Below are 25552 nucleotides of genomic sequence, written 5' to 3'. Positions count from 1 at the left end.
CATCCCGCTGCTATTGCGGTACTTGCGCGTACCGTCATGCCGAAACGGAAATAGGGATCCGATTTGACCGCCTGTCTTACAGCACCGCAACGCGCGCAGAAGAGAGCGGTGTGAACGGCCTACTGTTGCTCCAGGCCGGCGCGCATCTCATAGCAAAAACGGTCCAACTGCGGCATGCCCGCCCGTTCGGCAATGGCAATCACCCGCTCGACGTCGTACGGAACGCGTACGAGCCGAACGGAGAACGGGGCTGGCCTTGTTTCGTTGGCGATCCCCTCCAATATGGCGTAGCTGGCTTGCGCCAGTCCGTCGTAAGGCGCTCCTACGCTGCCGGTATTGAACAGCATGAGCCCTTGCCGCTCTTTCGATTCAAGCGTATGTACAAATGGAACATGAATATCTCCATAGCCGACGACATCGGGAGCTAGCCCAGATATGCCGTCAAAATCGCCCGTCAACTCCGTATTCGCGAACATGGCGAGCTGTTCCTCTTTGTTCGCTTCACGGTGAACCCGGTGGTAGACGCTCTTGGCGGAGGCATGCACCAGCCGGATGCGCCTGCCGCTCATCGTCAGCTCCGCGCAAAACGGCAGCTGCGCCAAGTAGTTCAATCGGCTTGCACTGAGCTGCTGCAGCTGCCATTTGCCTGCTTCGAGCACCTGGGGGCGGCCGATGCCCAAATCCCAGTTGCCGAGCACCGTCATTTCGCAAAGTTCGCGGATCCGTTCGACCGCTTCTGCAGGTTGAGGTCCTTTGCCGACAAGGTCTCCAAGACAAATGATGCGGCGTATGCCCCGGTTGCGAATATCGCTGGCAACCGCCTCAAGGGCAGGAATATTTCCGTGAATGTCGGAGATGATGGCGATGTTGTCCACGAATGCGTTCCTCTCGTTGGTTGGTAAACGATTCCAGTTTGGATGTGCCACCATTATACCACACAGTGGGAACCGCCCGAAACGGTTTATCCCTGGGAGCACGTATATGAAACGCGAGTCAATACACTTTGTGGATCACGTCTTCGAAATCCGGTTCTTCCATATGCATGTCGACTACCGCTCCGAACTGTTCCAGCCGACGAAGCACTTCCATGGCTTGCATCTCATGCCGGTTGAAGTGCACCGTCAGCTCCGTGCCGCCGTTTCCGTCGCCGACGCTGAAACCGTGCTGCGCGTTATCCGGGACGGCGACGGACTCACGGAACGTGACGCGCAAAATCGTCGGCAGCCCGATGCGTTCGCGAAGCTCTTGCGTGGTGCCGTCGTAAGCAAGCGCGCCGTGGTTAATCACCATGACGCGGCTGCACAGCTCCTCGATATCGTCCATATCGTGCGTCGTCAGCAGCACAGTTTTCCCGAACTCCCGGTTGACAGAGGCCAGCAGCTTCCGAATGTTGCGCTTCGCCACGACATCGAGACCGATCGTCGGTTCGTCCAAAAATAAAATGTCCGGCTCATGCAGCATGGCGGCGGCAAGGTCCGCGCGCATCCGTTGACCGAGCGACAGCTTGCGAACCGGCGTATCCATAAATTCGTGCAGCGTCAGCAGGTCGTCGAGCTCTGCCAGCATCCGCTTTTTATGCTGCTCATCCGTACGGTACATGGCGGCGAGAATGTCGAAGGAGTCGCGGACCGGCAAATCCCACCATAGCTGGCTGCGCTGCCCGAATACGACGCCCAGCCGCCTGACGACCTTGCGTCTTTCCTTGTGCGGGCTCAGGCCGTCGATCAGCACCTCGCCGGAAGTCGGGTGAAGAATACCGGTCAGCATCTTGATCGTCGTCGATTTGCCGGCGCCGTTCGGACCGATGTAGCCGACAAATTCGCCTTTCGTAATCGTAAAGCTGATGTCGCGCACGGCATCCTTTGCCGGTTCGCGGCCGGTCGCCCATGCCTTCAGACGCTTCCAGCGGCTCTTGTCTTTGGAAGGCATCCGAAAGCTTTTATGCAGATGATTCACTTCAATCATATCCGGTTTCTCCTTTCTAACTGCCGGTGCTTTGGTAACGGGACAGGCCGAGCCGCCAGAAACGGAACATCAGCCACAGGAACAAAGCGGCGAACGCCATGACGCCGGGAAGCAGCCAAGGGCCGAAAGCGTGGCGCAGGATGTACAGCGCCGGCACATAGTTGGCCATGCCGACGGGCACTGCCGTGAGCAGCAGCGTCCGCAGCCAGACGGGATATAGCTCCATCGGGTACTGCACCGCAGTACGAGCCGCATCCTCCGTCAAATTTTGCAAATCGCTAATCCGCGTGATCCAGAATCCGAACGTCGCCGTTCCGAGGCCGATGGCGAACAAAATAAAGGCGCCGGTCACAATGACGAGTGCGGTTAGCGGAATAGCGATCCAGCCGATTTGCCCGGTTCCTAACATCTGGATAATGCACACCGTCAATATAATGGTTCCTTGCGTCCATTCGCCGAGCATCGGCCGGAAGTTTTGCGACATCAGCGCGAGCAGCACCGGAATCGGCCGGATCAGCAGGCCGTCGAGATCGCCGGATACCAAATATTTTTCCAGGTGATGAACATCGTTGGCGAACATGCGGTACAGTGCCTTGGACAGCATCACGGTAGCATACAAAAAGCCGATCTCGTATAAGCTCCATCCTTGAATCCGGTCGAACTTCCATAATATGATCGAGATCAGCAGAAAATCGGTTGCGTTCACGACAGCAGCAAGCACGGTCGACAGCCAGAAGTTGAATTTATATTGCATGCGGCTCCGGACGCTGGCTTTAACGAGCAGCGCGAACAACCGGATCATGTTCATCCGCCCTGCACCTCCACCTTATGCCGGACGACGGCTGTCGCCGCAAAGCATAGCAAAGTGAAGGACGCACACCACAATAGACCGCCGAACATGGTGTCCGGGGAAGAGAGGCCCAAATATATTTTGCTCGGAACGTGCTGCATGTAAGGATACGGGGTTACGGTTGAAATGCGCTGCAGCCAGCTGGGAAGCCATTCGATAGGAATGAGGAACCCCGATAATATGCTGGAAACGGAAAAATGCACCCAGTACAGCCAGGCGGATTCGGTAGTCCAAAGTGCCGTTACGCCGATAAGATAGTTGATGCAGATGTTGAGATAGGCAGCGGATGCAAGCGCAGCGATCGTCCAGAACCACGTCTTGGCATCGCGGGGAACCGGCAAGGAGATCGTCCATACGTAAATCAGATAAATTGGGAGCGTCTTGTACAACAGCTGGTAGCCGATTTGGCCCCATTCCCGGCACGTCAACTGATAAAACAGATGAACCGGGCGCATCAAGTCAAGCGAAATTTGTCCGGTCCGCACGGATTGCTGAATTCCAAGCCCGTTCGTGAGGAATAGCGTAATCCATAACACCGCTTGATTGAACGCGACGTAATGAATCACGTTGTCCAGCGTATACTCGCTTCCTCCTCCGGTACTTCCGATGCCCTTCCAAATGGACACGTAAATAAGCCCGAACACCGCACTGGCGACCGTATTGATCGCGTGCGAGGCCCGGTACTGCAAGTTGCGGGCAAACGCCTTTTTAGCTAGTACGGCAAAAAGCATACACACCTCCGAACAAGTAGTATCGTTGCCAAGTGAAATTGGATTGCAGCATGCGAACGACTGCGTGACGGCCGGCCTTGCGACGCGCTGGTAACGGCAGCGGAAGCAGGAAACAGCCAGTTGATCTTGGGAGTTAGGCGAGCAGCCAAATAAAGAGAGGAAGTTCATCATACCAAAACTTTACAGGAGTTGGCAATTGTTTTTTTGTTCTACGTTATACCTGCCGTCCTGGAGCGGAAAGCTTCCCCGAAGCCGGCGGCATGCCCGGTTTATTGGAACTTTGGCCCATGACCGCGGCGGCATGATTTGGTATAATGGAGCAATGAGAACATTTGCGCTCGTTTATGGAAGGCAGCCGCGAAAAGGAGTAGGTTACAATTACATCGCGTTCTGAGAAGCATAAAAAACATAAGGAAACGAAATTTAAAAAAACGCTGTTCCTGAAGATCGGCGTGCTGACCGTGCTGACGATCGGCGCATTTGCTTACCTCGTTCATTGGCTTGATCAGCCGTCCGATTCGGGGCCGGGACAAGTCGCGGCGGAATCGCCGGGAATAACGGGCAAGCCGAACGATAGCGGCGGATCGAATTCTGCCGCAGGCACAGCTCCGAATGAGAAGCCGCCGCCGGATTCATCCGGGGGAACTGTCCAGCCGGTCCAGGAAGAACGCGTGAATCTTACGTTTATCGGCGATGTGATGTTTGCGGATAAAGTGAACGATTTGATTCGCGAGAAAGGCAAGGAGTATCCGTTCAAATATGTGAACTCGTATCTGGAAAAGGCGGACATTACGGTAGCGAATCTCGAAACGCCGATTACTTTGCGCGGCTCGGCGCAGACGAAGGAGTATGTGTACCGTTCCAGTCCGGAGATGCTGCCGGTAATGAAGAAGGCCGGGATCGATCTGGTTAATTTGGCCAATAATCATAGTATGGATTACGGCCAGGACGGGCTGGTCGATACGCTCGATTATTTGGATCAGTACGGTATACTGCGCGTCGGCGCGGGCCGAAACACGGAGGAAGCTTACCGTTCTGTCATTATGAATCATCAGGGGATCAAAATTGCGTTCCTGGGCTTCAGCCGGGTAATTCCGGAGACGAGCTGGTATGCGGGCAAATCGAAACCGGGTCTGGCGGAAACGTACAGTACGAAGCTTCCGCTCGAAGCGATCGCCAAGGCGAGGGAACAGGCCGATCTGGTCGTCGTGATCGCGCATTGGGGAGAAGAACGGAACGACCTGCAGGTGAAGCACCAGACCGACCTGGCACATCTGTATATCGACAACGGCGCCGATCTTGTCATCGCGAGCCACCCGCACGTGCTTCAAGGTTTCGAGCAGTATAAAGGCAAATGGATCGCCTACAGTCTCGGCAATTTTATATTCACGACCAACAACATCCCGATGACCTGGGAAAGCATGATATTGGAAGCATCCTGTACGAAAGCTCGCACCTGCGAATTAAGCATGGTGCCGATCATTACAAAATGGGCCCAGCCGATCCAAATGCCGGAGGAAGACGGCTTGAAGCTGTTCGAACGGTTGACGGGAATATCCGTCAATGCGAAAATCGATAAGGAAGGGAAAATAACGCCCGGTCCGGTCCGGACGCCCAAATCTTCCATAGTCAAGCCGCAGGATAGCGTGAAGAAGCCGGAGACGCAGAAGCCGGCCGAGACGGGTAAAAATACGGATTCGGCGAAGACGCCGGCTGCGACCCAGCCTTCCGGGACCGGAAACGGGAATGGCGCGAAGCAAGGGGAGACGAAGCCGGGAACCGCGAAGACTGGCGAAACGAAACCCGGTGACGTGAAGCAATCCGATCCGAAGCAAAACGGGGCGAAAACGCCCGATCCGAAATCATCCGATCCGAAGAAGAGCGACCCGAAGAAATCGGAGACCAAACCGGGCGACGTTAAACAAGGCGGTGATCCGAAGCAGTCCGACGCGAAGAAATCCGGCACTTCGCAGCCGGGATCGAAGACGACCGAGACTGACATACCGGCGGGAGCAAAGAAACCGTCGGAGTCATCGCCGTAACGGACTTTGCCGGTGTTTAGTTCTGGATGACGACTGGTCGCACGAGTCACAGTACGGGGCTACTATGCCGCTCCACGCATGGGGAACGTGCGAAACTAACATGAGATAAAGGATGAGTGACGAAGATGAGCGAGACGATTCGTAATATTTATTGCGTCGGCCGAAATTACGGCCTGCATGCTGCGGAACTTGGGAATGATGTGCCTGAAGAACCGATGATCTTCACGAAGCCGACCCATGCGCTCGCTGCAATTGACGGCGGAGAGATCGTGCTGCCCGGCAGCCGGGGGGAAGTGCACTTCGAGGCCGAGCTGGTGCTGCGGATCGGACGAAACTACGAGCACGGCCTAACCGTGAACGAACTGGTCGACGGGATGGCGCTCGGAATCGATTTTACGCTGCGCGACGTGCAGTCCGTGCTGAAAAAGAAGGGCCACCCGTGGCTCCCGGCCAAAGGCTTCCTGAATTCGGCTGCGCTCACACCGTTCCGCAGCTTTCCCGGATTCGAGGAAGCGAAACAAGTGGAGTATACGCTTGTGAAGAACGGGATGGAGGTGCAGCGGGGGAACTTGAACGACATGATTTTCGATTTCCAGACGGTCATCGATTACATCGCGCGGCATTACGGGCTGGGTGCGGGAGATATCATTTATACGGGTACGCCCGCAGGCGTAGCCGCGGTGAAAGACGGGGATCGCTACATATTGTACTGGGGAACGGAAGCGTTCGGCGCTTTTACCGCACGGCTCGAACAATAACGGCAGGACACGAGGAAACGGATCGACTCAAACGATATATCGAGATAAAAGCATCGACGCAAAGGCTGCCTTGGGTAGCCTTTGTTGTGCTTTGTTCTGAATAATCCATAACCAAGGGAGGGTAACGGATGATCAACGTATTGATCGGTCTTGCCGGCAGTGCGGCCATAGCCGGAGCGGCGTATGCGAAGCGGTCGCTTTCCATCTCGGGCTTTGCCGCTGCCGTCGTGCTCGGAACGCTGATGTATGCCGCCGGCAGCGCGGCTTGGTTCGGAACGCTGATCGCGTTCTTTATGTCATCCACACTGCTGTCAAAGTGGAAAAGCCGCAAGAAAGCGGCGGCCGAGAGCGTTTACGCCAAGTCGGGGCGGCGGGATGCCGGGCAAGTGGCGGCAAACGGAGGCCTTGGCCTGCTGCTGTGCCTCGGCCATGCGCTGCTGCCGCATCCGGCATGGTGGGCCGCGTTCATAGGCGTGATGGCGACGGTCAACGCCGATACGTGGGCCACCGAAATCGGAGGTCTCAGCCGCACGATGCCGCGCTCGATCGTCAGCGGCCGCAAGGTTCCGGCGGGCACGTCGGGCGGCATTACGCCGCTTGGACTGGCCGCATCGGCGGCTGGGGGACTGTTCATCGGCGCTGTCGGCTGGCTGTTGTTGGCACAAGCGAATGGGCCGGAGGCGAATTACGGCATCGCTTCATCCGCCTGGGGCCTCGTGATGATGGGCCTCGCCGGAGGGCTGGCCGGGTCGTTGGCGGACTCATGGCTCGGCGCCGTCCTGCAAGCGATGTACCGCTGCCGGGTATGCGGGAAAGAAATCGAAAAAAACCGCCACTGCGATGCAGCGGCGGTGCGGGTTCGGGGGGCATCGTGGATGACCAACGATGCCGTCAATGCGATCAGTTCCGCCTTCGGCGGTCTGGTCAGCTGGCTTCTGGCGTGGTCCCTCTAATCGTCCTTGCGTGAATACGCTTTGTTCGTAACATATATGGCCATAGCCGAAATGACGAGTGCAATAATAACACAGACTACAATAATGCCGGTAACCATGCTGCGAACGGCCTCCATCCGGGTTCATTCTTGTGCCCATTGTACCTTAAGGAGGCGGAAATGCCAAGCTTTACGGCTTTTTCGGCGTCCAAGGTGGCAGCGTCAAAGCGCCGATCTCGTGCAAATCTTTCAAATCGTTCGCTTTGATCATGCTTTGCGACGAAGTGTACAGCGTATCGCCGATGTACAGCAGCCGCTCGATATTTTTATCGCTGCCGTACCAAGAGCGGCCTGCTTTTTTGATATCGCCGTCGGACAGGTGCGTAATTTTGCCGCGCAGCTGGAACCCTTTCGTCAAGTCGAGCTGATACACATAGGCTCCTTGGAACGTAAACTCCCCGTATCGCATAATCTCCCTGGAAGGGTCGGTCGAAGGCGAGGGCGACTTCATTTCCGCAACGCTTACCGGGAAGGCGAGCAAGTTTTTCTCCTTGGAGAAGAGCAGCGCCTTGTGATTTCGCAGCAGCTCCGAGTCCGTGCCTCGGTCGCCGATCGTTTCTTTGAACAGCTCCTTCGGATTCGCTACATCGGTCACATCGAACATTGCGAGTTTCATGCCTTGATAATAGGCGGTCGTCTCCGCACCCGGCGTGCTGCTCTTGCTCGTTACCTCCACCGTATCTTTGCCGAAGCCGATAATATGATTCTCGTCATAAGGGTGCAAGTAGTCGCTGTAGCCCGGAATTTTCAATTGCCCGAGGATGCTTGGGGCAGCCGGGTCCTTCAAATCGATAACGAACAGCGGGTCCACATTTTTAAACGTGACCATATAAGCGCGGTTTCCGGCGTAACGGACCGAATAAATGCGTTCGCCCGGCGCAATATTTTCAATTTTGCCCGTAATGCTCATCGCATCGTTCAGCACATACAAATTATTTTTGGACGTATATTCGTCATTGCGCCATATTTCACCGCTCGTGGTGGCTATTCGAAAATTTCCGTTCGATTCGTCCATGGAAAATTGATTGAGCGGATGTCCGGGAACTTTGCCGCGGCCTGCGTATTGTACCAATCCGTTATTCATGGCGAACTTGTATATCACGCTGTTCGAATCCATCGGCGTCGGCCTTGGCAGCATAATCTTTCCTACGGCATCGCGTCCTTGGCCTGAAGCCGGTTCGGCGGCATCAGCCGGCGGAACAGCGGGTTCGTACTCGTTCACGGTTACATACAGATTGTTCTGAGACGCGTAGACGAATTGTCCGGAACCGAGGTAGCTCGTGACCTGCATTTTCTGATCCGGCTGGCTGAGGCTTATACCGCCGACCAGCAAGTAATTCGGCTCAACCGACTTCGGGAAATAGCGGATATCCTCAAAACCGATCTTGATGTAAGCGTCGCCCGCAGCCGAATCGCGGTACGACGGTGTTTCGATGGACGCCGGGTCGGGCTGGGATTTGCCGTTCAGCGGCATGATCCGGTAATTGATGCCTTTGTTCGCTACGATATATAGCGAATCGCCGACTTTGCGGGAAGAAATGTAGCTTCCTTCCAATTCCGCTTCTCTGACAGGCTTCAGGTTGGTACGGTCGCCAAGCTCGTATACGATCGCTTTGGTCGCCGATCGGCCGCGCGGTCCGGGCCAGATGGCGATTTTGCTGCTAACCGCCGTATCGGGCCCCATCGGCTGGACCGCGGGAGCAGGCTGCACCGATTGTCCCTTTTCCGAATAATACGTATTGCCGATGACGACAAGCTGCTTCTCATCCACGTAAATTTCACGCGGATTGAAGTTCGGATCCGCCCAATACACGGTGCTTACTACGCTCATGCTTTCCGCCGGATACGCTTGTGAGACGATGACGCGATCCCGGTTCACTTGATAAATGTACGTTCCGTCCGTTTTGATGACGTCGGCTTCGTCGACGCCTTCCACCTGCACGTTCGTTCCGGAGTAGGAAGGGGCGCCGGCTCCGGCACCATTGGCTCCGGCTCCCGAAGAACCCGCTGCTGCTGGAACCGAAGCAACCGCTTTCGATTCTGTCGCTGCGGAATCCATCGTCACCATCGTTTTGGCCATCGACCGGTAGGAACTTGCCGCCGGCGAATCCCTCAGCAGTTCCTGCATCCGTTCGAGCGAACCGACGGTCGGCAAGCTTTTGTCCGCGTCCACGATCGATACCGTCTGATTCAAGCCGTCCCAATACACGTTGAAATCGTACGACTCGCTAAAGAAACGAAGCGGGACGAGCAGCGTGCCGTTCTCAAGCAGCGGACCTTCCTCCAACTGGACGGCGGCATTGCCGCGAAGCGCCTCTTTGCTGCCGACGGTTAGCCGGATCGTGCGGTCTCCTTTCGCGGCGGTCACCGTTTGCCGCCCGTCATCCCACGAAATCGACACGCCAAGCGATTCGGAAATATCGCGAAGCGGGATCATGAGCGTGCTGCCGACCAGACGCGGAGCGACGGCAAGCCGGATGGGATTCCCGTTGAGCTGTACCGCGATGCCTTTTTCGGCGTTCGCTGCATTGGACGGCTGCACAGGCGCAGCCGATGTCAGCAAGGCCAGCGCAAGCAAAGTTGCGACAAGCGTACTTTTTCTCACCTAAAACTCCCCCCAAAGGATAGATTTACCTTTCAGACGCAGGATGGAGCCAAGATGTTTCACTCGCCATGATGCCCGTCCCTGTTTTTTTGAAAAATAAGACCGAAGCGGCGTTGGCCGGCCTCAGTCTTCACTTCACGCTGCTTATTTTGCCAGTGCTTCCATCTGTCCAAGCAGATCCTTGAATACGCTCATCGCCTGTTTGATCGGCTCCGGCGTAGACATATCCACACCTGCGCGCTTCAGGATATTGATCGAGTAGTCGCTTCCTCCGCTTTTCAGGAAACCGAGGTACCGATCGACCGCCGGCGCCCCTTCGTCCAAAATTTGCTTTGCGAAGCTGGTCGCCGCCGAGAAGCCGGTCGCGTATTTGTACACGTAGAAGCTGTTGTAGAAATGGGGAATGCGCGCCCATTCCATCTCGATGTCCTGATCCACCACCATGTCCTTGCCGTAGTACAGCACGTTCAGGTCGTAGTAAACTTTACTGAGTAGTTGCGGTGTCAACGATTCGCCTTGCTCGGCCTTTTCATGAATGATTTTTTCGAACTCCGCGAACATCGTTTGACGGAACACCGTCGTGCGGAATTGATCCATGTAATAGGTGAGGAGGTACATTTTCTCCTTCGGATCCGTCGTTCTCTTCAGCAAGTAATCCATCAAAAGCGCTTCGTTCAGCGTGGAAGCCACTTCAGCCAGAAAAATGGTGTACTGCGCATAACGGTACGGCTGGTTTTCATCCGACAAGTACGAATGAAGCGCGTGACCCATTTCATGTGCCAGCGTGAACATGCTGTTCAAGTTGTCCTTATGGTTCAGCAGCACGTAAGGATGCGTGCCGAACGCTCCCCAGCTGTAGGCCCCGTTTCGTTTGCCTTCGTTCTCGTAGGTGTCGATCCAGCCGTTGTCGAACCCTTGCTGCAGCGTGTTCAAATAAGCGTCGCCAAGCGGCTTCAAGCTTTCTTTGACCGTCTGCTTCGCCTGGTCATACGTAATGTCCATATCGAATTCGTCCACGAGCGGCGCGAACAAATCGTACATATGCAGCTCGTCAACCTTCAGCAGCTTTTTGCGGAGCTCCATATAACGGTACATGAGCGGCAGCGCTTCGTGTACGGCATCGATGAGATTCGTGTACACTTCCTTGTCGATGTTGTCGCCGAACAGCGACATTTCGAGAACGGAAGGATACTTGCGCGCCTTCGCGTAAAATATGTTTTTGGACACGTTGGCCGATAAGGTGGCGGCTATCGTGTTTTTCTGCTTCGCGTAGGTCGCGTACATCGTTTCGAACGCTTGTTTGCGGACACTTCGGTTGCGGCTTTCGAGAAATTGAATGTAACGGCCGTGGGTCAGTTCCACTTCTTCGCCTTTTTCGTTTTTCACTTTCGGAAATTTGAGATCGGCATTGTTCAGCATGCCGAAGATCGTGCTTGGCGCCTGCGACATATTGCCGACCTGCGCGAGCAGCACTTCCTCCGCTTTGCTGAGCACGTGCTGCTTCTGGCGGATCATTTCCTCCAGCGTCCGTTTGTAGAATGAAAGCTCCGGCGCGCTGACGAGCTTCTGAAGCCTCTCGTCGGTCAGGCTCAATATTTCCGGCGAGATGAACGAAGTCGCTTCGCCCGTTTGCACGCTTAGTTTGGTCGCTTTATCCGATAAAGCTTGATATGTAGGATCCGCCATGTCTTCGTGATGCTTCATGTTGGCGTATACGTATAAACGTTCCGTTTTCAGCGAAATTTGATCCTCGAGATCGAAGCATTGCTTAATGGCAGAAGCGTCGTTCAGCTTGCCTTGAAAACGAGCGACTTCCTTCAGCTCCTTTAGAACCTCTTGATACTCCTGATCCCAGGCTTCCTGGCTCTTGAACATGTCCTCCAAATTCCAACGATGCTCTTCGGGAACCTCGCTTCGCTTCAGTACTTGATTCATGGGAGCCCTCCTTGACAAATGATTTGGTTTCGTCATGCCGTCCGCCCGGGTCGCGGGAACAACAAGCGTACCGGAAAGCAGCATCACGGTTAACAATAGGGGAACAAGTCGCATAACCGCTCACGCTCCATGGATAAGATGTCCATCAGGAAAGCTTTGTATAGTATGGACGGAGCGCGGCTCAAATATTAGTATATGGAATTCCCAGGAAGAAGTCTAATGGCCAGACCGCTACATCGGAGCGGCCAAAAAGCTGTATACGATCAGCACGAACGAGAACGCGACCATCACGAGCGCCAGCAGCGCCAGCGGTCGCTTCACTCCGGAAGGCAAGCTATCCTTCTTCATAATAAGAACCAGCGCGAGTGAAAAAGAAACGATCAAAAACGTAATAATCGACGCAGCATTATTCATTCATTGTCACCTCTTGTTCCTGTTGGTTACTATATGTTCGCCAAGTCCTGGTGATTTCCTTCAGCCGCCCCGGAGTGTTTCTCGGGCAGAAGGGCAGACTATGCTCGAAAAAAGGAAAGGAGAAACTACTTCCATGAGTGAAACAGCGACTTTATCTCCCGCAGCTCCGCAGCAAGCTCCGGTCAATGCAGGGCAGCCCAAACCCGGTACGCAGCGGACCGTAGCGCAGTTTGTTCTTGAACAGCTTCGTCTCTGGAATGTGGAACGCATCTACGGCGTCATCGGAGACGCCAATTTAAGCTTATTGGATGAGCTTGGAAAACAGAACGACATCCGATATATTCCGTGCCGTCACGAAGGCGGAGCTGCGCTCATGGCTTCAGCGGAAGCGAAGCTGACGGGGCGGCTTGCGGTATGCCTTGCCACCAGCGGTCCCGGGATCGCGAACCTGCTGAACGGGCTGGCCGATGCCGCGATGGACCGAAGCCCGGTGCTTGCGCTCGCGGGACAAGTCGAAACGTCAAAGTACGGAACGCACTCAAAGCAGTATATCGACCAGCAAAAGCTGAGCGCCGCGGTTAGCGACCGTTCCGAGCTGCTTGCCCATCCGGATGCGCTGCCGCAGCTGATGGAGCAATTGCTGGTCCATTCGCTCACGCAAGGACAGGTGACGCTCCTGTCCATCCCGAAGGACCTGTATGCGGGTCAGGTGCGAGGAGAGCCGGCGCCCTGCGGCAGCCACTTGTACCAGCCATTATACGCTTCGGATACGGAAACGGAGGAACTCGTGCAGCTGATAGAGGCGGCTCAGCGGCCGGTGCTGCTTATCGGACGCGGCTCCGCTTCGGTGCGGGAACAGGTGAAGACGGTGGCCGAGAAGCTGAACGCGGCGGTCGTGACGACGCTGCCGGCGCGGCCGTTGTTCCCGAACGATCACGTGCTGTATGCTGGCGGCTTGGGGCAAGCGGGCAGCGAAGCGTCCAGCGTGCTGCTCTCGGAGGCGGATTTGATTGTGATGCTCGGCGCCACGTGGTGGCCGGACGATTATGTGCCGATGCAGGCGCGGATCGTGCAGATTGATCAAAACCGCGAGGCGATCGGCATCGGTCACCCGCTGCATAAAGGGATCGTGGGCGATTTATCGCAGTTCGTGCCGAAGCTGAGCGACAGGTTGGCTGCCGCTGCAAGCAAAGATCGCAGCCCGTGGCTTGCGCGTGTGAAAGAAACGACCGCCGGCTGGAAGCGGCGGATCGAGGCGGAGGCCAGCAGCGACGGGACGCCAATTCCGCCGCAGCGCATCATGAAGCTGATTGCCGAGCACGCCTCGGAGGATGCGGTGCTCGCCGTCGATACAGGCGACTTGACCTTATGGTTCAACCGCATCTTCCAGGCGAAGCCGTCTCAGGAAATATTGGTCTCCGGCCGCTGGCGGACGCTTGGTTTCGCGCTGCCGGCGGCCATCGCGGCGCAGCTCGCCTATCCGAACCGGCAGGTGATCGCGATTGCGGGGGACGGCGGGGCCGTGCAGACGATCATGGAATTCCAGACCGCGGTCGAACAGCAGCTGCCGATCGTATGGATCGTCTGCAACAACGGCGCCTACGCGATGGAAAAGCACTGGATGGAAGCTGCGGGGATGAACAAACTGGGCAGCGAAATCCGCAATCCCGATTTCGCTTTGCTTGCTCAAGCTTGCGGCGGTGCCGGTACGAAAGCTGCGACGGCGGCCGAGTTTGCGCAGCAGCTGCAGCAGGCGCTGGCCTCCCGTAAGCCGACGCTGATCGAGGCGACGACCGCCTGCATTCCGGTGCCGCATACGAAGATTTGAAATGAAAAAGCGGATCGGCCTGCAAGGGGAAGAGAAACACGAGGTTTCCCGGCTTGCTGCCGCTCCGCTTATTTCAATGGGATATCAAGTCAACCGTTCCGCTTCCAGCTTCACGAGGACGATTCGTCCTTTCTCGTCCCGGCTTGCCCGGAAACTGTCGTCCGGCTGAATATTCGCTTCCGTTTCCAGTTCGTGCGGAATCGTGAGCTGCCCCCGTTCGTTGACCGAAATCAAGAAGCCAAGCATTTTTTTCCATAAGCCTGCTAGCATGACACCGACCACAATAACGGCGATAATGACCCATTTCAAGATGACGTTTTCTTCAAAATATGCTTTTACGAACAGATCGCCCGTAATCATTTTTCCTGCTGTAAAGGCTAACACGCCCGAACCGATATAAATGATCCAAGGGTATTTCTCCACCCACCGGATGAAGAGCGTACTCCCCCAAACCATGATCGGCACACTGATCAATAGACCGATAATGACGAGGATGAAATCGCCGTGAGCCGCTCCCGCGACGGCCATGACGTTGTCGAAGCCCATCACCGCATCCGCGATAATAATGGTACGGATCGCCGGCCATAGTTGAGGCTTCGCTTCGATGGCGTGATCTTTATTGTCGACGAGCAGTTTGTAAGCGATCCAGATGAGGATGAATCCCCCGATAAGCAGCAGCGCCGGGAGTCCCAGCAGCCAAACGACGGCCAGCGTCGCAGCAGCGCGTATGACGACCGCGCCTACCGTCCCCCAGATGATGGCGCGTTTTTGATGTGTCTTCGGAAGATTCCGGGCGGCAAGTCCGATGACAATCGCATTGTCACCTGCCAACACAAGGTCGATCAGAATAATGCTGAGCAATGCGGCAAAAAATTCAGCGGACAAAAGTTCCATGCTGAGCCACTCCTTTTTGTATAATTTACACAAAAATGACCTCTACCATACGGTAAAGGTCATTTCATACGCAGAAAAAGACCCTTACCGTTATAGGCAAAGGTCTTGCTAACAACATGATCGTTGCCAATAAAGCCGGGGCTCTTGCAGGAACCCGAACTGACGACTTTACTGTAACAGCTACTCCCCTTTGGAGGACATCCTTATGTAATTGCCCTCATTATAACGAATGGACAAGGTGGGAGTCAAGCCTTTTTCAGCGGCAGGCTTTCCTTTTTTCGTCATACTTGGCGGAATGCTTCCATCATACTTTCATATTCTTCCTCGCTGCCCTCGAACGATTGCTTGGGAAATCGCTCGTTCACCCAATGCATCATCTCCGGCCGGCTGAGAAACGTATGGCAGTCTTCGCCCCATTGATCGGAAATTTCGCGCAAAATAAGCTGCTTGCCGTTGACTTCGACGGTGAGCATGTTCCACTTGTCTTTCTTGTATATGATATGTTTTTTGATCATGACGTTCGCGGGCTCCGTTTCGTGAAAAATGATAGTCCATGCGCGAAAATGATACCTTAACGGGCGTGGAAATGCAAGAGACCCGCATTCCAATCGGGCAGCCGTAAGGGGATCCGGCCGAATCTGCCGCGATTTTCGAAAAAAGCGGAAGGAAGCTATTGCCAACGGGACGATCCGAATGCTACAATGTGCCATAAGCTTCAGCACCGAGGCCGGAGGGCGGGTGGAGGCTTATTTATAGCAAGTAGCTGAGCAGAGGAGAGCTGAGTAAGATGAGCGAACAACAGAAACAAAAGTATGAACAAACGGGCGTAGCCATGACATGCAGGTCGCATGAAGAGTACGTGAGGATGTTTGCGCTGAAGATGGATATGGCGGCGGTAGGTCCCGTATTGGACGTTTCCGGAGGAGCCTCGTCTTTTGTCGCGGGACTATCCGATCAAGGAATTCAAGCCGTGGCGGCCGATCCGCTGTATGCGAAGCCGCCCGAAGACATATACGCGCACGGTGCGCGGGAGATCGAAGTTTCGACAAAGAAGCTGTCGAAGTTGCAGGAGCAGTTTGACTGGAGTTTTTACGGAAGTTTGGAGCAGCACCGCGCCATGCGGGAGCAAGCGCTCGAACGATTCATCGCCGATTACCGGAGAGATGCGGTTAAAAGCAAATATATCGCGGCCGAGCTGCCGAGACTTCCTTTTGTAGACGATACGTTCGGAGTCGTGCTGTGCAGTCACTTCCTGTTTCTGTACCACGAGCAATTTGATTATACGTTTCATTCGGAAGCCGTTCGCGAGCTGCTGCGGGTATGCAAGCCGGGCGGCGAGGTGCGGATTTATCCGGTTTATACGCTGGGATGGGATCGTTATCCGCATATGGATCGTCTCATCCATGAGCTTCACGAGCGCGGTGCGAAAGCGGAATTTGTACGTTCGGAACTGCCGTTTATTCCAGGATCTTCCGAGCTTTTATGCGTCATTAAGCACGCTCCGGAGCGCTGACGCATATTTTTAAGCGAGTTGATTTATCCTTATAACGGTGATATAATTTACACATTCGCCCATGATGGCGATACATCTAGGAGGTTGTTTTCATTGAAAGGTACAGTAAAATGGTTTAACGCAGAAAAAGGCTACGGCTTCATCCAAGTAGAAGGCGGCGACGATGTATTCGTTCACTTCTCCGCAATCCAAGGCGAAGGCTTCAAAACATTGGAAGAAGGCCAATCGGTTGAATTCGAAATCGTTCAAGGCAACCGCGGACCACAAGCAGCTAACGTTCACAAACTGTAAGATTGAAAACTAACTAATCCAACCTGTTCTGTACTGGACAATGGTTGAATCGATATAAGTTTTTTCAAGAAATCAAAACGATTTACTTCTTGAACTTCGCTTCTTGATTTCGTAAGAAAACTTACCGCATCCCGTGCGGTCGCTCGCCCGAGTCACATCGATCAGATAGTTTTCTTTTCACAATTGAGCAGTTGTGTTCTATCTTGCGACAAAAAACAAATGAAAACCGTTTTCGAATGATTCATTCGGAAACGGTTTTTTAAATTTATGCGCAAAATCCCCCGAAAAAGAGTTAGAAGCGACGTTTGCTGCCTCAAGGCCCTTTCGATCCAAAATGCTTAAGGAAAGTATTGACATTATCATTGAGAACGATTATCATTTTCAAATGTGAAATGATAATTATTCTCAATGATCGACAAGGGAAATTGCAGCACAATTTTCGCCTTCGTATGCGAATTAGGGGGAATCGGTATGATTTGCAGGAAGAAGAGTACGCCGCTTGTTATTGTTTTAGGACTTATTTTGATGTTTTTGACAACCGCTTGCGGCGCGCCCGGCGAATCGGCTAAAGGGACCGCGCAGCCGGCTGCAAGCACGGGCCAGGACGCATCGGCAGGCACCAGGTCGGTTAAGCATGCGCTCGGAACGACAGAGATTAAAGGGACGGCGAAACGCGTCGTTGCACTGGACTGGTCGTACGTCGAGTTTTTTCTGGCGGTTGGCGTACAGCCTGCGGGGGTAGCGGATATTAAAGGCTACAAAACATGGGTCAACATTCCTCCACAGCTTGACGCTAGCGTCGTCGATGTCGGCGTGCGTACGGAGCCGAGCCTGGAAGCCATTGCCGCATTAAAACCCGATCTGATCGTCGCGCCCGACTTCCGGATCAAATCGAGCTATGAAACGTTGAGCAAAATTGCGCCTACCGTCGCTTTCAACCCGTATCCTCCGGAGGGGTCGGGGAATCAGTTTGAGGAAATGGAGAAAACCTTTCTGACGGTGGCCGATTTGGTCGGCAAGAAATCGGAGGCCGAAAAGGTGATGGGCGATTTGCAAAAATCGTTCGAGGAAGCGAAAGGCAAGCTGAACGCTAAGGGCAAGGAAGGCGCGGAAGTGGCCGTAACGCAGGCGTTTTCCCAGCAAAATGCAGCAGTACTGCGCATGTTCACCGACAACTCGATGCTGATCCAAATTATGAATCGGATCGGGCTCAAAAATGTTTTTAAATCGGCGAAATTCGAGACCAACGGTTTCTCCACAACAAGCGTCGAGGCGCTGCCGGCTGTTCAGAACGCGAACTTCATTTATATCGTGCAGGATAACGACAACATTTTCGAGAAGCAGCTGAAAGATAATACCGTATGGACCGGGCTGACGTTCGTGAAAGAAAAACGTACATATAAATTGCCGGGCAATACATGGACGTTCGGCGGCCCGTTATCGGCCAAATCTATCGTCGATCTTGTGACGAACGCGCTTGCTAAATGACGAATATGGCCATGAACGCCGCTACAAGCACCGCTGCCCGTTCCATTGGTTGGAGAATACCGCTATTGTTCGGAGGCGGTCTGATTGTCCTCGCCGTTCTCCTTTTTATCAGCCTGATGTATGGCGAGGCGGATATTACGCTCGGGCAAGTCATCGGTGCCCTGACGAATCCCCAGGACTACGCGGCTCATCATATGATCCGCAGCATTCGGCTCCCGAGGGCACTGATGGGATTGCTTGCAGGAGCGGCACTTGCCGCGTGCGGCGCGCTGCTCCAGACGGTTACGCGCAATCCGCTCGCATCCGCGTCCACCTTCGGCTTGAATGCCGGTGCGTACTTTGTCATTATGGCCGCCGCCGTGTTTGTGCCGGGGCTGAAAGCAAGCGCGCCACTGCTGCTTGGATTGGCGGGGGCGCTGGGCGCTGCGGCCATGACGTACTGGATTGCCGGAGGCAAACGGAGCACGCCGGTACGGATGGCTGTCGCCGGGATGATCGTCGGCCTTGTACTCTCTGCCTTTACGAGCGCGCTGCAGCTGCTGTTCGAGACGCAAGCGTCGCAGCTGCTCGCCTGGGGAGCGGGATCGCTGATCCAGAACGATTGGAGCGGCGTGCAGTATGCGTGGCCGTGGATCGCGGCCGGTCTCATCTACGCGATGGTGTTTGCCCGCGCTTTCGATTTGCTGGAGATCGGGGAAGAGACGGCCCGCTCGCTCGGCCAAAAGGTTGAGCTTGCACGGTTCTCCGGCATGGCAGCCGCCGTGCTGCTGGCCGGCGTAACGGTCAGCGTTGTCGGCCCGATCGGATTTGTCGGGCTCATTGCGCCCCACCTGATGCGGCTGATGGGGCTGCGGCGCCATGCGAGCCTGCTGCCGGCTAGCGCTCTCTGGGGCGGGATCATTTTGGTCGGAGCGGATACGATCGCCCGCATGTTTCGCAGCTCTGTCGGCGAACTCCCGGCAGGCGCGGTAACGGCGGCAATCGGCGCGCATTGGCTCATATGGCTCGTCGTTAAAACGATGAAAGGACGGCAGTCTCAGGAGGGTGGAACGTCCATGAGCGTGGGCGCGATCGGTAGACGCCTTCCGTATCCCGTGCTTGTGATCGGGCTCCTGACCTCTCTGATTGCATTCATGGCAGCCGGGCTCATGGCAGGAACGCTGCACCTCTCTGTGAACGAGGTTTGGCTGGCGTTGATCGGCAGCGGCGAGGCATTTGCGCGGAACGTCGTTATGGACCTGCGGCTGCCGCGCATTCTGGTCGCGGCTTTTGCCGGCGGGGCTCTTGCAATTGCCGGCTCGATGATGCAGGGGGCTTTGCGAAATCCGCTTGCCGATCCATCTGTCCTGGGAGTTACATCGGGAGCGGGCTGCGGCGCGCTGGCCGTTCTTGTGCTGTGGCCGCAAGGTCCGGCCATGATGCTGCCTCTGGGGGCGATTGCTGGCGCCGCGGCTGCCGCGGTATGCGTCTACGCATTTACTTGGAGGAAAGGCTTCCATCCCGCCGCGCTCATATTGATTGGGATCGGCGTATCGGCGATCGGTACGGCGGGCATTCAGTTTTTCGTGATCAAGTCCGGCATTGCCGCGGCTCCGGCGCTGGCTTGGCTTGCCGGCAGCACGTATGCGCGCGGCTATGCGGAATGGCTCCGGATTGCCGTCGTTACGGCGATATTGGGACCGATCGCTTGGTCGCTCGGTCGAAAAATCGACCTGCTTGCCTTCGGCGATCAGGTTTCAACGGGGCTAGGGCTGAAGCTTCAGCATACCCGGCTTATTGCGACCGTCATCGGCGTCGCCCTAGCGGCGACGGCGGCTTCGAGTGTCGGCTCGATCGGCTTCATCGGGCTGCTCGCGCCGCATGCGGTCCGACTGATGATCGGTCACCACTACCGCAGGTCTGTCGTGCTTTCCGCGCTGCTAGGCGCCGTTCTGCTTGTCGCGGCCGATTTGATTGGCAAAACGGTCATCGCGCCGAAGGAAATTCCAGCGGGGATTATTGTTGCTTTGCTGGGCACACCCTATTTGCTTATGCTGATGTACCGCAGCGCGGTGCGAAAATAACGGCAAAGGGAATGTATCATGCTGCAGCGCCGGTCTTCCGACCGGTGCTTTTTTGAGGTCGCTTTTGACCGGTGCCGGGGACAGGTGGTAAACTAAAAGGGACATTTTCAAACAGGGAGCGTTAAGAAATGAAGTTTAAGTTGTTTAAAGAACGTAAAGGAAAAGCGGATCAAGCCAAAAACAATCAGTTTGTCAAGATCGGCCGAGAAATTTTTATGGCGGCGCGCCAGGGAGGTCCGAATCCGGAAGCCAACTTTGCGCTCAAAGTTGCAATGGAGAATGCACGACGCCTTAACATGCCGAAGGATAATGTGGAACGAGCGATCAAGAAAGCGACGGGCGACGGGGACAACATTGAATACGAGGAAATTATGTATGAAGGCTACGGTCCGGGCGGTATCGCCATTATGGTCAAATGCTTGACGGACAACCGGAACCGTTCGGCTGCGGATGTGCGTGCGGTCTTCAACAAAAGAGGCGGCAACATGGGCGAATCCGGCTGCGTCTATTATATGTTCGATCAGAAGGGGATTTTGCGCATCGATCGGGAAGAGCATGTGCTGGATGAGGACGAGCTAATGATGCAGGCGCTGGAAGCCGGGGCCGAGGATGTCGCTGCGGAAGAGGGAAGCTTTGAGATCGTAACCCACCCGCACGACTTCGAGCAGGTGAAGACGGCGCTCGAATCGCAGGGACTGCAGTTCACGGAAGCGGCGGTCACTTGGGTTCCGCAAAACACCATCAAGGTTGAAGGGGAAAATGCGGAAAAGCTGATGAAAATGATGGATGCGTTCGACGATTTGGACGATGTGCAGGACGTGTACTCCAACTATGAGGTAGACGAGGAAGAATTGGCCAAGATCGGCTGAGTAGAGGGAAGAAACGCTTCAGGCCTTTGGCGGCTTATGCAGAGGTGGTATCCGGCGGGAGCCATCGCCTGAGACGAAGTTCTGCAGGACAAGTTTCGCCGAAAGCCGGTAAGTTATATAAAAGGATGGACCCGAGACAGCCGAGGCGGCGCTCAGGTTCATCCTTTTATTCATCACACCAAAAATAATAAGGTTTATCGAAGCTTATCAGGTTACGATCCGCAGGATGTCGTCCACTTCTTTGCGCGCAAGGCGGGCGGGACGTTCTGCCGGATGACCGAGCGCGATGACCATATTGATTTGGCATTCCGGCCGAATATCAAGGTAAGTACGCAGCTGTTCCTGCGCGAGCAGTACCGGTCCGGTCATCGGGCAAGTCGCGAGGCCCCGGGCATGCGCGGCGAGCATCAAGTTTTGCGCGGCAAGGCAGCTGCTCTTGATGCCTTCCTCGGCCCAGACCGCGTCGTCCACCAGTTGCACGGGATCGAAGATGCGCTCGCGGAATTTGGAATTGTAAGGGGTGGCCAGGCAAACGATCAGCACCGGAGCTTCCGAGAAAGCGGTAGCGTATGGGCCGAACGATTTGGTCAGCAGCCGGGCTTCTCTGGAAAGACCGCGCTCTTCCGCTTCGGCGGCTCTCTTGTGCAGCTGTTCCCAAGTAAGTCTTTCGATTTCTTTGATCATATCGCGGTTTTTGACCGCGATAAATTCCCAAGTTTGCGAATTCGTATCGCTCGGGGCGTATCGGGCGCAGTCTACGATCTCGCGAATATCTTCATTCGAAATGTCCTGTTCCGTATACTTTCGGATGCTTCGACGGTCGAGCACGATCGTTTTGAAATCTTCATAAGATGCGGGCAAAGTGTTGTTCATTCTGGATCATCCTCTCCACGGTGTACCCTATAGCTTAGTACTTGGTACTAAGAGCTAACGTCCATTATAACGCGGTTTGCATAGAATAACAACAAGATGACCGAAAATGTGTGATTTGTCTTACAAGCTGCCGAGGGCATGGACGATTGCTTATTGCAGTACGACCGTCTCGCCTTCCTGCAGCCCGCTTACGATTTCGGTTTTCTCCGGCGTTTCCACTCCGACTTGTACCACGCGGCGCTCCAATGCCCCCGAGGCATTCATCACCATGACGAACGACTCTTCTTTTTCCCGCTGCACGACAAGCGTAGGGATGACGAGCGCGCCTGCTTTTTTGTCCGTTTCGATAGAGGCCGTTAAGCTGAGGCCTGCGATCAGCCGCTCATCCGGCTCGAGGGAAATGACGACCTCGAATTGCGCGGCCGTGGTGACGGCGGCTTCATCCGCATCCGAATCGTTTTTGGCAAACTTGGACAGGCGCTCGACTTTCCCTTGCAGTTTGACACCTTTGAGCGCGTCCACTTTTACTTCGGCGTCCATCCCTTCTTTGATGCGGAACAAGTCATACTCGCCTACGATAGCTAGCAGCTGGAGCTTTTTGAGATCGACGATTTTGCCGACCCGTTCGTTTTCTTTCAGCGATTGCGGTTCTTTGGTCGACTCGAATAGGAAAATGCCGTCCTCCGGCGCGCTGAATTGCGCCGACTGAAGCTTCTCCGTCATCTCCGTCAATTGGACGCGGGAATGCTCCAGATTCAGACGGGAAATGTCCTCTTGCATTTTGCGGCTCTCCGATTTCGCAAAGCGCTGCTTGGCGTCCGTTTCCGAAATGCCTGTATCGGCGGACGAATCGCTGTCTATCGTCTCTTGAAACTGTCCGAGCCGGATGTCCATTTCCATTTTTTTGGCGTCCGCCTGCAGCTTGGCGATTTCGTTGCGAAGCGACGCGTCGTCGAGCTGGAACAGCTTGTCGCCTTTGAGAACCTGGGCTCCGTCGGTCACGAACCACGATTTGATATCGGCCGAAAAAGGCGCATTAATATACGTTTGCTTTTGATACGACGATTTGCCTTTCACTTCTACGGTGCTGGTCAAGTCCTCCCGGGCAACTTTGAATTGCAGTGCGTTCGCCGGTTTTTGCATGGACTGCGCAGCCTGCTTCGATGGCTGGCTTTGCCAATACAACAAGCCGGTTATGCCGAGAACGAGAATCGCTGCGCCGGCGGTCATCCATTTTTTCTTATTCATAGCATCAAGGTCTCCTACGCATTAGTCTCGTTTGATAGCGGTCAGCGCGTCGGTGCGCGAAGCTTTGACAGCCGGATATATTCCCGACAGAACCCCCGTCATGATGGCGAAAAACAAACCGATCGGCAGGATCCACGGGCTGATAAACAATATTTCCTGCTGTGCTCCCGGACGGGCGGGAGCCAGCTTCATGACAGCGATGTTGATCCCCCAGATGACCCAGTACGATAATAAAATGCCGGTCATTCCTCCCAATAGTCCGAGCAGCGCCGACTCGACCATGAACATGTTGCGAATTTGTCTCAAATTCGCGCCGAGCACCTTCATGATGCCGATCTGCCGGCGGCGTTGGTAGGTGGACATCGTCATCGCAACGATGATCGAGATCGAAGCGACGAACAGGATAAATACACCGACCCCGCCGAAGATTAACCGGATGATCACAAGCTCGCTCTGCATGCGCTCCTCCCGGAACAGATTCGTTTCCACCGACAGCTTCAGTTTTTTGATCCATTGCTCCAACTCCTTGACGTTGGAGCTGTCGTCGACCTTAATTTTCACTTCGTTGAACGTGCCGCTGCTTGTACTTTTGGCTGCCGAGCCGGCGGAAGATTTACCATTCTTCTGTTCAATGGCATCCAGCAGCTTTTGGCCGAGCGCCGGGGACACAAAGGCGGTTTTCTGGTTCATTACGACATCGTCGGGCACGCCTTCGGGCTTTTTCAGGATACCGACAACCCGCAGCGGGAAAGGGGTTCCGCTCTCCTCCATACCGAGGTTCGGTTTATAAATTTGCGGCGTAAGTATGATTTGCTTCTGATACATCGGATACGCTATGTACATTTGATCTTCGAGGCGTTTCGCGGCCTGCGGGCTGTCGTTACCGCCAGGAGATTGAATCTGCCGCGCCTGGCGCATCTGCTGATCGAATAAGCCCATCGTTGCGCCGTAGCTGAGAATAATCGTGTTCTCCTGTTCGGACGGGCCTCCCTGATGCAGCTCGTAGCCGAAATCCGGCAGCGTCTCCAGTTCGGTGGCATACAAGCTGTTGATGTAACCCCGTTTGTTATCGACTTGGAATTGAAAGTTGTTCAGCGTTTGATAGGTGCCGAGCGCTTTGACGTTCGGGAAGGTGCGGATCAGATCAATCTTGGCCTTCGTGAGCTCGTACGGCTTTGCCGCATTCGGGTCGCCCGAGTCGCTCTCCGACCCGCCATGTCCGCTGCGCACCGTGATTTCGTCTGATTTTAAATAATAGCTCATCTGCATTCGGCTGTAATGATTGATCGATTCGCCAAATGACAGCGCGACGACGATCGAGGCGGAGCCAATGGCGATCCCCATAATGCATAGCGCTGTTACGACCACGCGGCGCTTGAGCTGATCCCAGCCCAGCCGCATGTAATCACTCCATCTCAATCGTCTTCACCTGCCCACACCGCGTCTTCGACTAAACGGCCGTCGCGCAGCTGGATGACGCGCCGCGTTCGTTTGGCGACTTCCAGCTCATGGGTCACGATGACAAACGTGATGTCGAGCGTGCGATTCAGTTCGATCAGCAGATCGATGATTTCCTTCTCGGTCTTCGTATCGAGATTCCCTGTCGGTTCGTCGGCAAATACGATGGCCGGTTCCGTCACGAGCGAGCGGGCAATGCTCACACGCTGCTGCTGACCGCCGGACAGTTGGGAAGGGAACATCTCCGTCTTCTCCCCGAGTCCGACTTTTGCGAGCAGCGACACGGCTTTGTCGCGGCGCAGCTTCGCTTTCATGCCTTGAAACACAAGTGGCAGCTCGACGTTTTCCCGGACAGTGAGATGGGGGATCAATTCGTAGGATTGAAAAATGAAACCGATTTGCGAGCGGCGAAATTCGGCCAGCCGGTTCTCGTTCATCGTCTCAATGCCGATGCCGCCTATCAGAATCCTTCCCGATGTCGGCTTCATCAGCCCAGCCATCAGGTTGAGCAGCGTCGATTTACCGGAGCCGGAGCTGCCGAGCAGGGCGACCATTTCGCCTTTGTCCACACTGAAGTCGATATGGTGCAGGACTGGCGTGATCTCGCCGCCGTTGCTGAAACTGTGAGAAAGCTTTTCTACTGCAAGCACATAACCCCTCCGTTGTTACGATAAGATACATACGATAAGACGGGGAGTTCACAGCGAAGTTGCAAAAATCAATGCGAATTAAGAAA

General features: G+C 55.0%; 22 protein-coding genes. 9 read left to right on the top strand and 13 right to left on the bottom strand.

All coding sequences use genetic code 11. The features are described 5' to 3' along the window. Positions 1 to 119 precede the first annotated feature (119 nt). The 4 genes from ACFQI7_RS22060 to ACFQI7_RS22045 all read right to left on the bottom strand — a co-directional run bounded on the left by ACFQI7_RS22060 (position 120) and on the right by ACFQI7_RS22045 (position 3546). Complete coding sequence (locus ACFQI7_RS22060) at positions 120 to 875, bottom strand: metallophosphoesterase family protein (protein WP_218101035.1); 756 nt, start codon at positions 873 to 875, stop codon at positions 120 to 122. A gap of 118 nt (positions 876 to 993) precedes the next feature. Further along, positions 994 to 1965 carry an ABC transporter ATP-binding protein gene (locus ACFQI7_RS22055; RefSeq protein WP_218101036.1) on the bottom strand — a complete coding sequence of 324 codons (972 nt, stop codon included), beginning with the start codon at positions 1963 to 1965 and terminating at the stop codon, positions 994 to 996. A 16-nt stretch (positions 1966 to 1981) separates the two neighbouring features. Beyond that, a complete protein-coding gene (locus ACFQI7_RS22050; protein WP_218101037.1) occupies positions 1982 to 2773 on the bottom strand; it encodes an ABC transporter permease in 792 nt (263 codons plus the stop codon). Beyond that, positions 2770 to 3546, bottom strand: a complete 777-nt coding sequence (locus ACFQI7_RS22045) for an ABC transporter permease (protein ID WP_218101038.1) — start codon at positions 3544 to 3546, stop codon at positions 2770 to 2772. Before ACFQI7_RS22045 ends, ACFQI7_RS22050 begins: the two co-directional genes overlap by 4 nt. Positions 3547 to 3998: 452 nt before the next feature. Here ACFQI7_RS22045 and ACFQI7_RS22040 point away from each other — a divergent pair, with 452 nt between their 5' ends. From ACFQI7_RS22040 to ACFQI7_RS22030, 3 genes are all read left to right on the top strand, one after another. Beyond that, positions 3999 to 5588, top strand: a complete 1590-nt coding sequence (locus tag ACFQI7_RS22040; protein WP_230415304.1) for a CapA family protein — start codon at positions 3999 to 4001, stop codon at positions 5586 to 5588. Positions 5589 to 5713: 125 nt separating this feature from the next. Then, positions 5714 to 6346 carry a fumarylacetoacetate hydrolase family protein gene (locus ACFQI7_RS22035; RefSeq protein ID WP_218101039.1) on the top strand — a complete coding sequence of 211 codons (633 nt, stop codon included), beginning with the start codon at positions 5714 to 5716 and terminating at the stop codon, positions 6344 to 6346. 128 nt (positions 6347 to 6474) lie between these two features. Then, positions 6475 to 7299: a DUF92 domain-containing protein gene (locus tag ACFQI7_RS22030; RefSeq protein WP_218101040.1), complete on the top strand. Its 825-nt coding sequence runs from the start codon at positions 6475 to 6477 to the stop codon at positions 7297 to 7299. Between the two features lie 168 nt (positions 7300 to 7467). Here the strand turns inward: ACFQI7_RS22030 and ACFQI7_RS22025 are convergent, their stop codons facing one another. The 3 genes from ACFQI7_RS22025 to ACFQI7_RS22015 all read right to left on the bottom strand — a co-directional run bounded on the left by ACFQI7_RS22025 (position 7468) and on the right by ACFQI7_RS22015 (position 12291). Then, on the bottom strand, positions 7468 to 9942 hold the full coding sequence (locus tag ACFQI7_RS22025) for a beta-propeller domain-containing protein (protein WP_218101041.1): 2475 nt from the start codon (positions 9940 to 9942) through the stop codon (positions 7468 to 7470). A gap of 144 nt (positions 9943 to 10086) precedes the next feature. Then, positions 10087 to 11877 (bottom strand): oligoendopeptidase F, encoded by a 1791-nt coding sequence (gene pepF / locus ACFQI7_RS22020; RefSeq protein ID WP_218101042.1) that lies wholly within the window; start codon positions 11875 to 11877, stop codon positions 10087 to 10089. A gap of 231 nt (positions 11878 to 12108) precedes the next feature. Then, positions 12109 to 12291 carry a hypothetical protein gene (locus ACFQI7_RS22015; RefSeq protein ID WP_218101043.1) on the bottom strand — a complete coding sequence of 61 codons (183 nt, stop codon included), beginning with the start codon at positions 12289 to 12291 and terminating at the stop codon, positions 12109 to 12111. Between the two features lie 133 nt (positions 12292 to 12424). Between ACFQI7_RS22015 and ACFQI7_RS22010 the strand changes: the two genes are divergently transcribed. Continuing rightward, positions 12425 to 14119: a thiamine pyrophosphate-binding protein gene (locus ACFQI7_RS22010; RefSeq protein ID WP_218101044.1), complete on the top strand. Its 1695-nt coding sequence runs from the start codon at positions 12425 to 12427 to the stop codon at positions 14117 to 14119. A gap of 84 nt (positions 14120 to 14203) precedes the next feature. Here ACFQI7_RS22010 and ACFQI7_RS22005 read toward each other — a convergent pair whose 3' ends face one another. Next, on the bottom strand, positions 14204 to 15013 hold the full coding sequence (locus tag ACFQI7_RS22005; RefSeq protein WP_218101045.1) for a TerC family protein: 810 nt from the start codon (positions 15011 to 15013) through the stop codon (positions 14204 to 14206). 281 nt (positions 15014 to 15294) lie between these two features. Further along, positions 15295 to 15528: a hypothetical protein gene (locus tag ACFQI7_RS22000; RefSeq protein ID WP_218101046.1), complete on the bottom strand. Its 234-nt coding sequence runs from the start codon at positions 15526 to 15528 to the stop codon at positions 15295 to 15297. Between the two features lie 272 nt (positions 15529 to 15800). Between ACFQI7_RS22000 and ACFQI7_RS21995 the strand changes: the two genes are divergently transcribed. The 5 genes from ACFQI7_RS21995 to ACFQI7_RS21975 all read left to right on the top strand — a co-directional run bounded on the left by ACFQI7_RS21995 (position 15801) and on the right by ACFQI7_RS21975 (position 21237). Further along, a complete protein-coding gene (locus tag ACFQI7_RS21995; protein ID WP_218101047.1) occupies positions 15801 to 16526 on the top strand; it encodes a class I SAM-dependent methyltransferase in 726 nt (241 codons plus the stop codon). 93 nt (positions 16527 to 16619) lie between these two features. Further along, positions 16620 to 16817 carry a cold-shock protein gene (locus ACFQI7_RS21990; protein ID WP_054974055.1) on the top strand — a complete coding sequence of 66 codons (198 nt, stop codon included), beginning with the start codon at positions 16620 to 16622 and terminating at the stop codon, positions 16815 to 16817. Positions 16818 to 17288: 471 nt separating this feature from the next. Beyond that, positions 17289 to 18305 (top strand): ABC transporter substrate-binding protein, encoded by a 1017-nt coding sequence (locus ACFQI7_RS21985; protein ID WP_218101048.1) that lies wholly within the window; start codon positions 17289 to 17291, stop codon positions 18303 to 18305. Then, a complete protein-coding gene (locus ACFQI7_RS21980) occupies positions 18302 to 20368 on the top strand; it encodes an iron ABC transporter permease (RefSeq protein ID WP_329958262.1) in 2067 nt (688 codons plus the stop codon). Before ACFQI7_RS21985 ends, ACFQI7_RS21980 begins: the two co-directional genes overlap by 4 nt. A 128-nt stretch (positions 20369 to 20496) precedes the next feature. Continuing rightward, the gene (locus tag ACFQI7_RS21975) at positions 20497 to 21237 is read left to right on the top strand and encodes a YebC/PmpR family DNA-binding transcriptional regulator (protein ID WP_218101049.1); all 741 of its coding nucleotides are present in this window, start codon (positions 20497 to 20499) and stop codon (positions 21235 to 21237) included. Positions 21238 to 21444: 207 nt separating this feature from the next. On the opposite strand, the gene ACFQI7_RS21970 is transcribed toward ACFQI7_RS21975, so the two are convergent. The 4 genes from ACFQI7_RS21970 to ACFQI7_RS21955 all read right to left on the bottom strand — a co-directional run bounded on the left by ACFQI7_RS21970 (position 21445) and on the right by ACFQI7_RS21955 (position 25466). Next, positions 21445 to 22110, bottom strand: a complete 666-nt coding sequence (locus ACFQI7_RS21970) for a nitroreductase family protein (RefSeq protein WP_218101050.1) — start codon at positions 22108 to 22110, stop codon at positions 21445 to 21447. Positions 22111 to 22260: 150 nt separating this feature from the next. Beyond that, positions 22261 to 23358: an efflux RND transporter periplasmic adaptor subunit gene (locus tag ACFQI7_RS21965; protein WP_218101051.1), complete on the bottom strand. Its 1098-nt coding sequence runs from the start codon at positions 23356 to 23358 to the stop codon at positions 22261 to 22263. 21 nt (positions 23359 to 23379) lie between these two features. Continuing rightward, positions 23380 to 24777, bottom strand: a complete 1398-nt coding sequence (locus ACFQI7_RS21960; RefSeq protein ID WP_218101052.1) for an ABC transporter permease — start codon at positions 24775 to 24777, stop codon at positions 23380 to 23382. Next, positions 24774 to 25466, bottom strand: coding sequence for an ABC transporter ATP-binding protein (locus tag ACFQI7_RS21955; protein WP_218101053.1), 693 nt, complete (start codon positions 25464 to 25466; stop codon positions 24774 to 24776). Before ACFQI7_RS21955 ends, ACFQI7_RS21960 begins: the two co-directional genes overlap by 4 nt. Positions 25467 to 25552 lie beyond the last annotated feature (86 nt).

It is taken from the genome of Paenibacillus allorhizosphaerae, assembly GCF_042659105.1.
GTDB lineage: Bacteria > Bacillota > Bacilli > Paenibacillales > NBRC-103111 > Paenibacillus_G > Paenibacillus_G allorhizosphaerae.
This window is presented reverse-complemented; position numbering and strand designations above follow the sequence as displayed.